Genomic DNA, 14,778 nt, shown 5'->3' with positions numbered 1-14,778 from the left:
CCTCTGCGACCGAACACGTTCGAAGTAAAGTAGTCACCTTCTGGCCATGTCAACTGTGTTGCTGTACTGTGATGATCGTTTCCGATCGTTTTGATGTTTTCCTGACCTCGATGAGGAGAGATGGGCACCGAGCACCCCTTCACCGGGCCCCTCGCCGCCGGACCCTTCGGCACCTTCGGCGCGGGGGCCGACTCCGCGCTCGCCGACCTGCTGCGACCCCCGGGCGAGACGCTGCCGCTCGCCCCCGCGACGGACCGTGCCGTGTGGGACCCGCGAGCCGGCGTCGTGGACCCCGCGGTGGTCGAGGCCACCGTCGCCCACGCCCGACGCGACCTCGGCACGCCGTGGCCGCAACCGCTCGCCAGCACCGCCGCCCGCGTGCACCGCGACGGCGACCGCGACACCCACGAACAGCTCGTGTTCGCCCGCCAGCACCGCCTCTCGCGAGCCGTGCTCGCCGCCGCGACCACCCTCGACGACGTCTGGGTCGACGAGGTCGCCGACGGGCTCTGGCAGCTCTGCGAGCAGAGCTCGTGGTGCTGGCCCGCCCACGACGACACCCGCGCCCGGCACGGCGGGGTGCTCCCCACGACCACGGACCCGTACCTCGACCTCGGTGCCGGGGAGGTCGCCGCGCAGCTCGCCTGGGCGGACCACGTGCTCGGGGCGACGCTCGACGAGCGCTACCCCGGCCTGCGGGCACGCCTCCGCCACGAGACGCGCACCCGGGTGATCGACCCGTTCCTGCGCCGCCGCGACTGGCACTGGCTCGGGCTCGACGGGCACGTCCACAACTGGAACCCGTGGATCCACGGCAACGTGCTGGTCGCCGCGCTGCGGCTGCTCGACGGCCCCGACGACGCCGCCACCCGCGTGCGCACGGTGGACCTCTGCCTGCAGGGCATCGACCGGTACGTCGCGTCCCTGCCCGACGACGGCGCGATCGACGAGGGGTACGGCTACTGGTGGAACGGGGCGTGCCGCACGCTGGAGGCCCTCGACGTGCTGCGGCACGCCACCGGTGGCGCGCTCGACGCCCTCGCCCCCGCCGTCGTCCCGACCGCCCTGCGCGAGACGGTCGCGTTCCCGCACCGCATGCACCTGGGCGACGACTGGCACCTGTCCGTCGCCGACTCCCAGGCCCGCCCCACCGACGTCCACCCCTGGCACGCCCTGCACCGCGCCGCCCGCCACGTCGGGGACACCGACGCGGCCGCCTACGCGGCGTCCCGCGTCGCGCCCGACGCACCGCCCGTCGAGGCCGAGGCCGGGCTGGGCCGGCTGCTGCGCGGCGCGACGGACACGGCCTGGCGGCGCGCCGTCGACGCCGGGGCGGCGGCGCCGCTCCCCCCGCACGTGTGGTGGAGCTCGACGCAGGTCCTGCTCGTGCGCGAGCGGGCCGGTGCGGCAGGGGGCCTCACGCTCGCCGTCAAGGGCGGGCACAACGGCGAGGCGCACAACCACAACGACGTCGGCTCCGTCGTCGTGGCCTCCGACGGCGTCCCGGTGGTCGTCGATGCCGGCCGCCCCACGTACACCGCGCAGACCTTCGGCCCGCACCGCTACGACATCTGGACGATGCAGTCCTCCTGGCACTCGGTGCCCGAGGTGGCCGGGACCCCGCAGGGAGCCGGTGCCCGGTTCGCCGCGCGCGACGTGCGCCGCGTGCGGGCCGGCGACGACGTCGTGGGCCTCACCCTCGACCTCGCGGGCGCGTACCCCGTGCCGACGCGCGCCTGGCGGCGCGAGGCCCGGCTGGAGCGGTCCGCCGTCAGGGGCCGCGTCGTCGTCGAGGACGCGTGGGAATCCGTCGCGGACGACGGCGCGAGGCCGACCACCGTACGGTTCCTGCTGGCCGGGGAGGTCGAGCTGACCGCGGGCCGCGCCGTCGTCGGACCACCGGACGGTGCGCCACCCGTCGAGCTCACCTGGCCCGCGGACGTGCCCGCCTCCCTGACACCGCGCGAGCTGGACGACCCGATGCTGTCCGCCGTCTGGGGCGCCCGGCTCGTCCGCCTCGACCTCGACGTCGCCGGCCGCCAGGACCTGCGGGTGGTGGCCACCGCCGTCCCGACCCCTCAGGAGACCTCGTGACCCTGGAGTCCCAGCGTTCCCCGCTGCCCGCCGAGCGACGCTCCCATCTGCTCGCCGCCCTCGAGCGCGACGGCGTCGTGCGGGTCGCCGACCTCACCACCGAGCTGGACGTGACCCCCGTGACGGTCCGTCGCGACATCGCCCGGCTGGAGCGCGAGGGCCTGCTGACCCGCGTGCACGGCGGGGCGGTCGCCGTGCGGACGCCCACCGCCGGACGGTCCGTGGAGGAGGACCCCGGACGCGACACCGTCCCGCTCGCCGACGGGGCCTCCATCGGGGTGCTCGTGCCGTCGCTGGACTACTACTGGCCCGGCGTCGTGCGCGGGATGGAGGCCGAGGCGAGGCGTCACGGCCTGCGGATCGTGCTGCGGGGCTCGTCCTACGACGTCGCGGACGAGCGCCCCGCGCTGCGTCGCCTCGTCGGGACGGACGGCGTGCGCGGCATCATCTGCGCCCCCCGCATCGACGGCAGCACCGTGCACGACGTCGCGGAGTGGCTGGTGACGTCGGAGGTGCCGTCGGTGCTGGTGGAGCGCGAGGCGGTGCGGGCGCCGCACCGGGACGCCCTGGAGGCGGTGATGTCGGACCACGCCCTCGGTGCGCTCATGGCGGTGCACCACCTGGCCGACCTGGGGCACCGCCGCGTCGGCCTCGTGCTGTCGCGCGAGTCGCCCACGTCGCGCAAGATCGCGGCCGGCTGGCGGGCGGCGTGCTCCGACCTGGGCCTGACGAGCGCCGAGCACTTCGAGCGGCTCGCCCCCGACCGCAACCGGCCCGAGTTCTCCGGCGTGGTCGACGAGGTGGTTGACACCGCCCTCGCCTCCGGGGTGACCGGGCTGCTCGTGCACTCCGACCCGGAGGCCTCCGCCGTCGCCCAGCGCGCGATGGACCGTGGTCTCTCCGTGCCCGGGGACCTGTCGATCGTGGCCTACGACGACGAGGTCGCGAACCTGTTCAGCCCGGCGATGACGGCCGTGCAGCCCCCGCGCGACGCCGTCGGGCACGCTGCCGTGGACCTGCTGGTGAAGCGGCTCGCCGACCCGGCCCGGCCCGTGCACCGCACGGCGATCAGCCCGCGGCTCATGGTCCGCGAGTCCACGGGCCTCGTGCGCCGCTGAGCGCCAACGCGCCACTGTGCCGCTGTGGGTATGAAAACTCCGAAGATCTCGCCTCGAGATCCGGAGACTTCATACCCACAGCGGCACGGGTGGCGCTTCAGGGGTCAGAGCGCGTCAGCCGGTGGTCAGCTCCCACGGACCCCACGCCGAGGCGCCGGGCTCCTGGTTCCGCGTCCACCACCGCGCCTCGTACCTCTCCCCCTCGTGGGACACCACATCACCCTCGACAAAGATCCTCGACTCCGTCCACACGGCCGTGCCGTCGCCGGTCGAGGCGATCTCCTGCCACGACCCCCACGGCGACGACCCCGGCTCCTGGTCCCGCGTCCACCAGGTCGCCTCGAACACGGCACCCTCGTGCATCACCCGGTCACCCGCGGTGTACACCACCGAGGCGTCCCACGCCGGGTGCTCCGGCTCCGCGCGATCCACGGCCGCCGCCCAGGAGAGCATCGGCGACTGGCTGTTCGTCGCGCGCAGCGTGATGGTGACGGGCCCGTCCTCGGCCAGCTCGACGTCGTAGGACAGCACCTCGCTCGGGTTGCCCGTGTCAAGGGTGACCATGCCGACCTCGTGGCTCTCGCCGTCGTGCTCGAGCAGGACGTCGGCGCTGCGGGCGTTGCCCGGCCACCACGAGTGGCTGCCCGCCACGATGGTGTGCGGACCGGCGGGCAGCGTGAACGTGTACGACACCTCGGCGCCGACCTGGTTGGCCGTGTACATCCCCGTGGTGGTCGTCTTGGAGTAGTCCCCCGCGACGATGCCCTTGTACTGGATGTCGCGGGTGCCCGCGGCGTTCCGGCCCCCGTGGCCCCACGCGTCACCCTCGTCGCGCACCTGGTCGGGAGTCTCGTTGGCGAGGCCGCCCACGAGCTCGTCGATCGCGAGGTACGACGGCGAGTCGACCCCGAGCCCTCCGGCGCTGGTGGCGTTGACGTCGGCGAACGCGACCGTCCCCGACGGCACGACCTCGACCACCGCCGTCGTCGTCGCGGCGCCGTAGGAACCGGTCACCTCGGCACCCGTCCACGGCTCGTCGAACGAGACCGCGTCGACGTCCCAGGTGACGGGCACGTCGCGGGTGGTGCCGTCGGTGAGCTCGGCCTCGAGCGTCGACGGCAGCTCCGGCGCGTCCCCGGCGTAGGTCGCCGTCGACACCGCCTCGAAGCCCACGATGCGTCCGGCCACCGGGGCGGCCGCCCAGCGGAGCCGCTCGACGAGCTGGGTCGCACCCTGCCCGTCGAGCCGGTAGGCCACCGGGTCGGCGAGCGCGTCCCGCGCGGCGTCGAGGGCGGACTGCAGCAGCGCCCAGTCGGCGTCGGTGAAGTCGTCCGAGCGCTCCACGTCCTCCGCCACGGCGACCGCGTCCGCGAGCGCCTCCGTGTCCGCGGCCCCGGAGGCCGGCTGCGAGACCACGCCGACCGCGTCGACGAGCAGGGTCCCGGAGGCCACCGTCAGGGTGACGGTGTGCTCGCCCCAGGGCAGACCCCGCAGCGCGTACGCCTGCTGGAACTGGCCGGCGTCCCGCGTCGGCTGGTTCACGGCCACGGGTTCACCGTCCACGGTCACGTCGAGCCGCGCCGAACCGTCGTTCGGCCCGAGCACCTCCAGACCGGACCCGGTGAACGTGTACGTCAGCGACGCGCCCTCGCCCTGGCTGGTCGAGGTGGACCGCATGTACTCGTACATCGAACCGCCGTTGGCGTGCCGCCACTCGCCGTCGTAGACGAGCTTCGTGACGGGCGGGTCGGCGAGGTCGTTCATCTCCAGGCCGTCGAGGTACTCGCCGTAGTACGGCACCTCGCCGGGCACCCGCTCCACGGTCAGGTCGTCGAACTGCGTCCAGTGGAAGCCGCTCGCCAGGTCCACCCAGCCCGAGCCGATCGGGTCGGGGTCGGTCCAGGCGAACACCTGATCGCCGTCGACCCAGCCGGTGACCTCGTCGCCGGCGACCTGGACGGACAGCTCGTGCCACGCCGCGGCGTCGAACCCGTCGAGGTCCCCGGACTCGATGACCGCACCGAACCGCACGAGCTGCCAGGTGCCGTCGGAGCCGAGCCGCAGCGCGTACGGCGTGCCGTCGAGCGAGTGCGAGGTGCCGCCACCGCTGGCACGGGCACCGAGCGCGGCGTAGTTGTCGCTCGCGGCCGCCCGCTCGAAGCGCACGTCCACCGTGGCCCGGTAGTTGGTCCACCGGCGGTCGCCGACGGCGGTGATGGGGTCGCCGTCGTTCCACGCCCCGCCGACGCCGGTCCCCTCGCGGTCCACCTGCTGACGCAGCACGCGCTCGCCGTCGTCAGTGAGATACGCCTCGAACGAGCCGTTGCGGTCCCACGTGAACAGCGGGATGGCACCCGTGTCGCCGCCGCGCGACGCGATGAAGTCCTCGGACTCCCCGGACAGCCCCTCGGCGTCCACCACCGGCACGGTGCGCCCGGTGTAGTCGAAGTCGTCGGCCCAGAGGACGCCGTCCTGCGGCTCGGCGTCGAGCACGGTGCGCTCGCCCTCGACCGGCAGCGGCGTCGTCCACCGCTCGTCACCGGTGACGTCGAGCGAGGTGACGGTGGCGATCGAGAAGGGCTGCACCGTGAACGTGTACCCGCCGTCGTCGTCGGCCGTGAGGTCCGCGACATGCTGCTTGTACCGGGAGTCGAAGGCCTCGCCCTCCTCGGCCGCGCGGGTCTCCCAGGCGGCGAGCGTCGGGTCGGCGCCCAGGTCGAGGTCCTCGGGGGTGATCCGGTACGTCCGGGGGGTCTCGGAGTCGTTGACGAGCACCGTGGAGAAGTCGGAGGCGTCGGGGGCGGCGAGGGTCATGTAGTTGGGTCCGCCGTTGCGCCCGTTCACCGGGTTGGTCCCCGTGGCCGTCGTCGCGCTCGCCTCCGGGACGGCCCGCCAGACGCCGGCCGTGTTGTCCTCGTTCTCCCACCCGGTGACGGCGAAGTTCGAGAAGTGCTGCAGCACGGCCAGACCGGCGTCGTAGTGCATCCACCCGGACCACGGGTCGCGGGCGCTGACGAGCTCCTTGAAGGAGTACTGCCCGCCCTCGTAGAAGGAGCCGATGGCCGGCTGGTAGACGAAGTGGGTGCGCCGGGAGTTCGTGAAGCCCTTGACGATGGTGTTCGCCATCTCCAGCGAGCTGAGGGTGCCGCCGAGGCCGGTACCCTCGACGGTCGGGTCCGCGGTGTTGTTGTTCGGGCGGAACGAGGAGTTGCTGAACGTCGCCTGCGCCTCGGAGTTCCAGATCTCCGTGTCGAACTCCTCGGCGAGCCGCGTGAAGTTCCCCGCGCCGTCGTCGTTGGTGTTGTAGTGGAACGCGGCGACGTCCACGGCGTCCCGCAGGGCGGCGTCCGCGACCATCTCGTCGCCGAACGTGCCGGTGCCGACCTCGTCGGAGATGACCACCTGGATCTGGTGGAACAGGTCGGCCTCGCCGTCGCGGAACCCGGCCAGGTCCGGGTCGTCGCTGACGTAGCCGGTGGAGTCGGTGCGCACGCGCTCGGCGTACTCCTGCGTCCAGGCCAGGTCCGCCGTGTGCTCGTTCACGCCGGGGTTCACGTAGTCGACCATGTACCCGTACTCGCGGTACGCGGCGAGGATCGTGTTCTTGTACCAGTCGTAGATCTTGTCGTCCGTGTCTGCCCAGGGCGCGGCGTTCCAGCGCAGGATGGAGACCTGGAGGTCCGGGTTGACGGCGGCGGCGTCAGCCGCGAGCTGGAAGCCCGGGTGGCGACGGACGTTCGCCGGCTCGTCCGCGGTGCGCATCGTCGAGACGTCGGAGCCGGTGGAGTTGTTGCGGTCGTCGCCCATCTCGATCTTGACGTGGTGCATGAGCGGGCGGTCGCCGCCGAACAGGACCTGCAGCAGCTCGGCGTACTTCTCGGGCTGCTCGGACTTGTAGTCCATCAGGACGGCGCTGGTGGAGTTGGCGCTGAGCACACCGAACCCCTTGAACGTCAGACCGTGGACGTTGTCCGCCGCGATGTCGTCGCCGTCGACGACGATCTCGGTGTCGGCGGCGGGCTGCTCGTCCGCCGCTGCGGGCCCGGCCGCTGCGGCCCCGGCGAGCGAGGCCGCGAGGAGACTGCTCGCGAGCAGTCCTGAGACGGCGGCCCGTGGCGCGCGTCGTGGTCTCATGGTGATCCTTCCCCGTTGAAGTGTGGGCGGGGTCTGCTCCGACCCGCGCCGTGACCCGCTCGGCCGGATGATCGTTGATGATCACTTCAGCCTGTTCCGAACAGGTTCATTCGAGAACCTAAGGTGGCCTGCGGCCGACTGTCCACAGAAGGGTCCGGTTCGATCACAACCGGTCATCAGCATGTCCGCGCGGACGTGGGACGCTGTCGGACACCGACCGAGGAGGACGAGTGAGCTCCGGGACCGACCATCGCTCCACGCTGCCCGCCGAGCGCCGCGCACGCCTGCTCGCCGCGCTGCGGCGGGACGGCGTCGTCCGCGTCGCCGACCTCACGGCCGAGCTCGACGTGACCGCGGTGACCGTGCGCCGCGACATCGTCCGGCTCGAGCAGGAGGGCCTGCTGCGGCGGGTGCACGGCGGCGCGGTCCCGACCGGGGGCGACGCGACCGACCCGGTCGGCACGACGGGCACGACGAGCACCGGCACGACCGAGGCGCCCGCGCCGAGCAGCGCCGCCCGACGCGAGCCCGCGGGCGCCGTCGGCATCCTCGTCCCGTCCCTCGACTACTACTGGCCCGGCGTCGTCCGCGGCATGGAGGACGAGGCCCGGCAGCACGGCCTGCGTGCGGTGCTGCGCGGGTCGTCGTACGGGGCCGACGACGAGCGCCCCGCCCTGGAGCGCCTCGCGCAGATCGAGAATGTGCGCGGGCTGATCGTCGCCCCTCGCGTCGACGGCAGCCGCGGCGCCGACGTCGCGCGGTGGCTGGTGGACTCCGGGCTCCCGCACGTGCTCGTGGAGCGGGAGGCGACGCTCGGTCCGCACCGGGAGGTCCTGGAGTCGGTCGTCTCCGACCACGCGCTCGGCGCCCTCCTGGCCGTCCACCACCTCGCGGGGATGGGCCACCGCCGCGTCGGCCTGGTGCTGTCCCGGGAGTCGCCGACGTCGCGCAAGGTCGCCGCGGGCTGGCGGGCGGCCTGCGCCGACCTGGGGCTGACGAGCGAGGAGCACTTCGAGCGGCTCGCCCCCGACCGGCTGTCGCCCGAGTTCCCCGGCGTCGTGGACGACGTCGTCGCCACGGCGGTGCGCTCGGGCACGACGGCGCTGCTCGTCCATGCGGACCCGGAGGCGTCGATCGTCGCCCAGCGGGCCATGGAGAGCGGCCTGGCCGTCCCGGGCGACCTGTCCGTCGTCGCCTACGACGACGAGGTCGCCGGCTTGTTCAGCCCGGCCATGACCGCCGTGCGGCCGCCACGGGACGCCGTCGGACGCGCCGCCGTGGACCTGCTCGCCAAGCGCCTCGCCGACCCCGGCCGCCCCGTGCACCGCACCGCGATCAGCCCGCAGCTCATCGTCCGCGAGTCGACCGGGCCGGCGCCGGGGGAACGCGTGAGCCGCTAACGTCGGAGGGGAACGCGCAGGACGCACCCGCCGACCACCGCGAGGAGCACCCGATGGACATCGACCTCGAACACGGCGACCTCACCGCCTCCACGACCGACGCGATCGTCAACGCCGCGAACTCCACGTTGCTCGGCGGCGGCGGGGTCGACGGCGCCATCCATGCCGCCGCCGGCCCGCGGCTGCTCGACGCCTGCCGCCAGCTGCGCCGGACCACCCTGCCGGACGGCCTCGGGGTCGGTGACGCCGTCGTCACCCCCGGCTTCGACCTCCCGGCGGCGTGGGTCGTGCACACCGTCGGCCCGGACCGGCGCCGGGGCGAGACCGACCCGGCGCTGCTGGCCTCGTGCTTCACGGCCTCGCTCGCGGCCGCGGCGGACGCGAAGGCGCGCAGCGTCGCGTTCCCGGCGGTGAGCGCGGGGGCGTACGGCTGGGCCGTCGAGGACGTCGCCCGCGTGGCGGTCGACGCCGTCCGGGCCTGGGACGCGGAGAACCCGGCCGCGGTCGACGAGGTCCGGTTCGTGCTGTTCAGCGCTCCGGCGCTGGCGGCGTTCGAGGAGGCGCGCGGGCGCTGATCGTTGCCCCGAGCAGACCGCGGTCCGCCCGGGGACGCGGCGCTGTGGCGCCGTCCTGTTGCCCGTGAAAACATGCGCACCATCGCGCAGGGGGCACCTGACGAGAGATGGAGCACACGTGCGACGAGCAGTCATCACCGGGATCGGGGCGGTCTCGCCCCTCGGACTGACGGCAACCGAGACTTGGACGAGCATGCGCCGCGGGGTCGACGGGGTGACAGCACTCAAGGAACCCTGGGCGGAGGGGCTGCCCGTGCACGTCGCCGCCCGCGTCGACGACGCCTTCGCGGACGCCCTGACCGTGCGCGAGGTGCGCCGGATGGACCGCGTCGCCCAGCTCACCCTCGTCGCCGGCCGTGCGGCCTGGGCCGACGCCGGCAGCCCGGAGATCGAGCCGGAGCGCCTCGGCGTCGCCGTCGGCACCGCGAACGGGGGGTACGGCACCACGCTGGCCCAGCACGCGCTGCTGGACGAGCGCGGGCACCGGGCGGTGTCCCCGCACGCGGTGACCATGGTGATGGCGAACAGCCCGGCGGCCTGGCTGTCGATCGACCTCGCCGCGAAGGCGGGGGCGCGGGCACCGGTGACGGCGTGCGCGGCGGGCTCCGAGGCGATCGGGATGGGCCGGCAGGCGATCCTCGCCGGCGAGGCCGACATGTACGTGTGCGGCGGGGTGGAGGCCAGCGTCCTCGACCTGGTGGTCTCGGCGTTCTCGCGGGCCCGGGCGATGTCCACGCAGACCGACCCCGCGTCGGCGTCGCGTCCCTTCGACGCCGAGCGGGACGGCTTCGTCATGGGCGAGGGCAGCGCGATGGTCGTCCTGGAGGAGGAGTCGCACGCCCGCGCCCGCGGCGCACGGATTCTCGGGGCGGTCGAGGGCTTCTCCCTCACCTCCGACGCGCACGACATCGTCGGCGGCGAGCCCCGGAACCAGGCCCGCACCATCGAGCTGGCGCTGCGCTCGGCCGGGCTGACGCCGTCGGACGTCGGGCTGGTGCACGCCCACGCGACCTCGACGCCGGCCGGCGACCTCAACGAGGTCCGGGCGCTGCGCTCGGTAGGGGTGAGTGCCCCCGTGACGGCGACGAAGGCCTCGACCGGGCACCTGCTCGGCGGGTCGGGCCCGCTCGGGGTGCTGGCGGCGCTGGGGACCATGCGCGACGGCGTCGTGCCGCCGACGCTGCACACGTCCACGCTGGACCCGGAGGCAGACCTGGACGTCGTCACCGAGGCGCGGCCGACGACGGCGGAGGTCGCCCTGGTCGACGCGTTCGGTTTCGGGGGTCACTCGGCCGCGCTGGTGCTGACCCGCACCTGAGCTCCCCGGAACGCCCGTGCCGCTGTGGGTATGAGATCTCCGAAGATCTCGCCTCGAGATCCGGAGATTTCATACCCACAGCGGCACGGGTGGCGCTTCAGGGGTCAGAGCGCGTCAGCCGGTGGTCAGCTCCCACGGACCCCACGCCGAGGCGCCGGGCTCCTGGTTCCGCGTCCACCACCGCGCCGTGTACCTCTCCCCCTCGTGGGAGACCACGTCACCCTCGACGAAGATCCTCGACGCCGTCCACACGGCCGTGCCGTCCGAGGTCTCGGCGATCTCCTGCCACGACCCCCACGGCGACGACCCCGGCTCCTGGTCCCGCGTCCACCAGGTCGCCTCGAACACCGCGCCCTCGTGCGTCACCCGGTCACCCGCGGTGTACACCACCGAGGCGTCCCACGCCGGGTGATCCGGGGCGACCTCGACCGCCGCCGCGAGCGGCGAGACGGTGATCCGGTCGACGATCGGCGCCCACTGCGAGCGCAGCAGGTAGTCGGCCGGCCAGATCTCGGAGGCGTAGGACCCGCCGTCCCAGTTCGGCATCTCCTCGGCGCGCAGGCTGATTGTGTTCTCGCCCTCGGAGAGGTCGAGCACGATCGTGCGCTCCCAGAAGTTGTTCTCGTGGAACGTCGGGACGAACGCCACCCGCTGTGCCTCGCCGCCGTTCACCGAGATGTCGGCGAGCCGGGCGACGGGGTTGGGGTTGTAGTGGGTGCCGTCGACCTGCTCCGGGTTGGAGTAGCGCACCACGACGGCGTGCTTCCCGGCCTCGGCGGCGTCCACCCGGAACGTGAGCGTGTTGCCGTTGCCGGGCTCGCCGCCCACACCGGTGACGGCGGAACCGCCCTCGGCCAGGGAGTACTCGGCCACGGCCGCGTCGCCCGCGAGCTCGGCGTCCTCGGCCTGGTACTCGGTGGCGCCCAGCACGTCCTCGCCGGGTGCCACCGTCAGGCGGTCCAGCACGAGGCCGTCGGCCCCGCCGGTGACGACGACCTTGTTGACGCCTCCGGCCAGGTGGGCCGCGACCTGCTGGGACGCGCCCAGGTCGAGCACGTCCTCGTCGTTGACGGTCAAGGTGCCGTCGCCGGCGGCGCCGATGACGTCCGCCCCGAGGAGCGCCTCGCCGTCGACGGGCGAGTAGACCCAGAAGGTCGCGGAGTCACCCTCCGCGAGCTCGACGGCCCCCGGCCCGGAGACGTCCGTCGCCTCGTACGTGGTGGTCCCGCCGTCGAGGACGGCGGTCTCGGCCTCGTACACCGAGGTCTCGGCGTCCGGGTTCGGCAGCGCCAGCGTGATGCGGTCGATGAGCGCGTCACCCTGGGTGGCACCGGACCCGTCGAGGCTCTCGGCCGCGAGCGAGATGGTGTGCGTGCCCTCGGTGAGCTCGACCGTGGTGTCGGCGTGGTCCCAGACCACCCACTTGTAGCCGAGCGGCAGGAAGATCTCCTGCTCGTCCTGGCCGTCGACGCGCAGGAACACGTTGGTCGGGCCCTGCTCGGCCACGAGGTCGTAGGTGTTGAGGCTGGAGGCGAAGACCGACAGGTCGTAGGTGCCGTCCTGCGGCACGGTGACCTCGAAGTCGAGGACGCCATCCGAGCCCGTGCGCAGCCCACCGACGTTGTAGCCGCCGGACGTGTAGAACTTGCCGACGTCCTGCGGCGAGCCCTCCGGACCGTTGAGGGAGTAGCCCGAACCGGTGTACTCGGCGTCCTCGGCCTCGTAGCTGCCCTGCCACAGCGTCGGGTCCGACGCGGTGGTCTCACCGGCACCCACGGGCGTGACGATCAGCTCGTACGCGCTGGACTCGTCCAGCTCGGGCAGCTGGTCGCCGTCGAAGCTCACCGTGGCGGTGCCGTCGGTGACCGGGACGGTGAGGTCGGCCAGGTGCCGCGGCTGGGCGGAATCACCGAGCTGACCGGTCCATGGGATCTCGCGGACCGCGACCCGCACCTCGTCGCCGAAGACGTCGGACGGGACGTTCACCAGGTCGATCGGCGCCGTGCCGTCCTGGCCGCCGAGGATGACGCGTGCCTGGCGCTGCTCCTCGTCCAGCGTGGCCACGCCCTGCAGGCTGTAGTTCTGGCCCGGGTAGGGCGGGGTGACCTCGACGGTGTGGCCGGTCATCCGGCTGTAGGCGTTGTACAGCCACCACTGCCCGTTGCCTCGGTTGGTCTGCACCGCGGAGTCGGACAGGTTGCCGTTGATGTTCCAGAACGCGATCATCGCCTGGACCTTGGCGTCCTCGATGGCCGACATCCACTGCACCATCTGGCCGGGGACCGAGGTGTGGTAATTGAACGCGTACTCGTTGACGTTGACCGGCAGCTCGGTGCCCTCGAAGGAACTGCCGGCGAAGATGTCGGCCTCCCACTCGCGGTACTCGGCGACGGACTCGCGGATGGCCTGCGGGTGCGTCAGCTCGTGCCAGGTGATGATGTCCGGCACGGTGCCCTCGGCCAGCGTGTGCTCGAGGAAGCCCTGGACCTGGTCGTAGAGCACGCTGGTGCCGGGCCCGGCGATCCGCATGTCCGGGAAGCGGTCCTTGATGGTGCGGTAGGTCTCGTCCCACGCGGCGAAGTAGTCGGTGGGGTCGTTCAGCCACGACGTGCGGTCGTAGCTCCACTGCCCGGTGCCGAACATGTTGCCCTCGGGCTCGTTGTACGGCTCGATGACCAGGTGCTCGCGCGTGTCGGCGTCGAGGGTCTCGATCATGTCGAGCTGCTCGTCCAGCACCGCGCGGTAGCTGTCGAGCTTGGCCTCGGGCGAGGCATTCGGCTCGTCGGGCGACGGCCACTGGTACGGGAAGCCGCGGTACCAGTCGGTGACGCGCAGGTACACGTCCCCGCCGGTGGTGCGGGCCAGCGGCTCGAGCACCTCGAGGGCGTCGGAGCCGGGGTGCTGGGCACCGTCCTGGGCCTTGGTCGCCACGGACTGCACGCCCATGCCCTCGACCAGGTTGTCGGTCGGCATGCCCTCGCCGTACAGCCCGTACAGGAGCCCGGACGCGCCGCCCTCGAAGGCACCGGTGTCGGTGCCGAGGTCGACCTTCAGCTCACCGCGGGTGACGGTGACCTCGGCGGTCACCGGGTTCCCGGCGGCGTCACCGGCGACCGTGAAGGAGCCGGAGGTCTCGTACTGGGCAGGTCGACGTCGTCCCACGCGATCGGCACGTCGCGATCGTAGCCGTCGGACCACGACGCGCGGACGGCCGCGGGAAGCTCCGGCGCGGACCCGGCCGACGTGCGCACCTCGAACGTGTCGGTGCTCAGCGACCCGAGCGTCGGGACCGTGCCGCCGAGCTCTTCGGTCAGCTCGCCCACCTGCTCGGCGGTCAGCGCCGAGCGGTAGATCCGGAAGTCGTCCACGGCCCCGTCGAACGCGGGGTCCGGGTAGAACGACTTGCCGATGTAGCCGGCCTGCGCGGCGGCGTCGGTGAGCAGGTCGGTGCCCGCCACCGAGGTCTCGGCCGAGCCCACGGCGACCCCGTCGAGGTAGGTGGTGAGCGCTCCGGCCGCGGTGTCGAGCGTGACGGTCAGCGTGACCCAGTCACCGGCCGCGAGCGGGCCATGGCCGGTCACCTGGGCCTCGCCGCTGGCGCCTCCACCGGTGAGCGCGATGCGCAGGTCGCCGCCGTTCGACGGTGTGGTGAACAGGTAGCGGCTGGTGTCGGTGCCGAGGTCGAAGACCCGCTGCCAGGGTCCGCCCGCGCCGTCCCAGCGCACCTGGGTGGAGACGGTCAGGTCCGCGGCGCCGTCGATGGCGTGGCGCGGGATGGTGACGTGCCCGCCGAGCAGGTCGAGGGCACCGGTACCACCGGAGCCGTCGACGACCGCGGTGTCGCCGGAGATCGTGCCGTCCAGACCGTTGCCGGAGGCGTCCGGCACGGTGCCGTCGGCGACGTCGTCCATCGTGTAGTGCAGGTCGGGCTCGGGGGTGGCTGCGGCTGCCGGGGCCGCGACGGCCCCGCCGAGCGCACCGGCAGCGAGCACCGTGGCCGCGGTCAGCGCCGCGGTCGTGCGCCGCGGCGAGCGCCGCGGTGGTGTCGTCCTCATCAGTGAGTCCTCTCGTCGTCGCGCGCTGCGTCACGCGCTTCTCGAACCTCGTCGTACGAGTGCCCGCCGGTGGCGGGTGGTGCT

The 14,778-nt window shown here is 73.2% G+C and carries 8 protein-coding genes; 5 read left to right on the top strand and 3 right to left on the bottom strand.

Annotated features, from left to right (window positions below; genetic code table 11):
• Window positions 1–120: 120 nt before the first annotated feature.
• Together AC3RJ8_RS00575 and AC3RJ8_RS00570 are read left to right on the top strand one after the other, a co-directional pair.
• Entirely contained in the window at window positions 121–2,094 is a 1,974-nt protein-coding gene (locus AC3RJ8_RS00575) for a heparinase II/III domain-containing protein (RefSeq protein ID WP_489714035.1), read from the top strand.
• Complete coding sequence (locus tag AC3RJ8_RS00570; RefSeq protein WP_489714034.1) at window positions 2,091–3,212, top strand: LacI family DNA-binding transcriptional regulator; 1,122 nt, start codon at window positions 2,091–2,093, stop codon at window positions 3,210–3,212. The genes AC3RJ8_RS00575 and AC3RJ8_RS00570 overlap by 4 nt, the downstream gene beginning before the upstream one ends.
• A 114-nt stretch (window positions 3,213–3,326) precedes the next feature.
• On the opposite strand, the gene AC3RJ8_RS00565 is transcribed toward AC3RJ8_RS00570, so the two are convergent.
• The gene (locus AC3RJ8_RS00565; protein WP_489714033.1) at window positions 3,327–7,346 is read right to left on the bottom strand and encodes a carbohydrate-binding protein; all 4,020 of its coding nucleotides are present in this window, start codon (window positions 7,344–7,346) and stop codon (window positions 3,327–3,329) included.
• 230 nt (window positions 7,347–7,576) lie between these two features.
• Between AC3RJ8_RS00565 and AC3RJ8_RS00560 the strand changes: the two genes are divergently transcribed.
• The 3 genes from AC3RJ8_RS00560 to AC3RJ8_RS00550 all read left to right on the top strand — a co-directional run bounded on the left by AC3RJ8_RS00560 (window position 7,577) and on the right by AC3RJ8_RS00550 (window position 10,639).
• Window positions 7,577–8,746, top strand: a complete 1,170-nt coding sequence (locus AC3RJ8_RS00560) for a LacI family DNA-binding transcriptional regulator (protein ID WP_489714032.1) — start codon at window positions 7,577–7,579, stop codon at window positions 8,744–8,746.
• Between the two features lie 53 nt (window positions 8,747–8,799).
• Window positions 8,800–9,321: an O-acetyl-ADP-ribose deacetylase gene (locus AC3RJ8_RS00555; RefSeq protein ID WP_489714031.1), complete on the top strand. Its 522-nt coding sequence runs from the start codon at window positions 8,800–8,802 to the stop codon at window positions 9,319–9,321.
• 118 nt (window positions 9,322–9,439) lie between these two features.
• On the top strand, window positions 9,440–10,639 hold the full coding sequence (locus AC3RJ8_RS00550) for a beta-ketoacyl-[acyl-carrier-protein] synthase family protein (RefSeq protein ID WP_489714030.1): 1,200 nt from the start codon (window positions 9,440–9,442) through the stop codon (window positions 10,637–10,639).
• Between the two features lie 114 nt (window positions 10,640–10,753).
• On the opposite strand, the gene AC3RJ8_RS00545 is transcribed toward AC3RJ8_RS00550, so the two are convergent.
• Entirely contained in the window at window positions 10,754–13,801 is a 3,048-nt protein-coding gene (locus AC3RJ8_RS00545; RefSeq protein WP_489714029.1) for a carbohydrate-binding protein, read from the bottom strand.
• The gene (locus AC3RJ8_RS00540; RefSeq protein WP_489714028.1) at window positions 13,723–14,694 is read right to left on the bottom strand and encodes a LamG-like jellyroll fold domain-containing protein; all 972 of its coding nucleotides are present in this window, start codon (window positions 14,692–14,694) and stop codon (window positions 13,723–13,725) included. Before AC3RJ8_RS00540 ends, AC3RJ8_RS00545 begins: the two co-directional genes overlap by 79 nt.
• Between the last annotated feature and the right edge of the window lie 84 nt (window positions 14,695–14,778).

The sequence above is a fragment of the Isoptericola sp. MSGPD8_1_ISO-PGPR-S23-394 genome (assembly GCF_058072785.1).
Note: the sequence above shows the minus strand (reverse complement) of the source record. Positions and strands in the feature narration are given on the sequence as shown.

Excerpts from the sequence above, each read along its gene's own strand:
- AC3RJ8_RS00575 (WP_489714035.1), top strand. The coding sequence starts at position 121 with ATGGGCACCGAGCACCCCTTCACCGGGCCCCTCGCCGCCGGACCCTTC.
- AC3RJ8_RS00565 (WP_489714033.1), bottom strand. The coding sequence starts at position 7,346 with ATGAGACCACGACGCGCGCCACGGGCCGCCGTCTCAGGACTGCTCGCG.
- AC3RJ8_RS00555 (WP_489714031.1), top strand. The coding sequence starts at position 8,800 with ATGGACATCGACCTCGAACACGGCGACCTCACCGCCTCCACGACCGAC.
- AC3RJ8_RS00540 (WP_489714028.1), bottom strand. The coding sequence starts at position 14,694 with ATGAGGACGACACCACCGCGGCGCTCGCCGCGGCGCACGACCGCGGCG.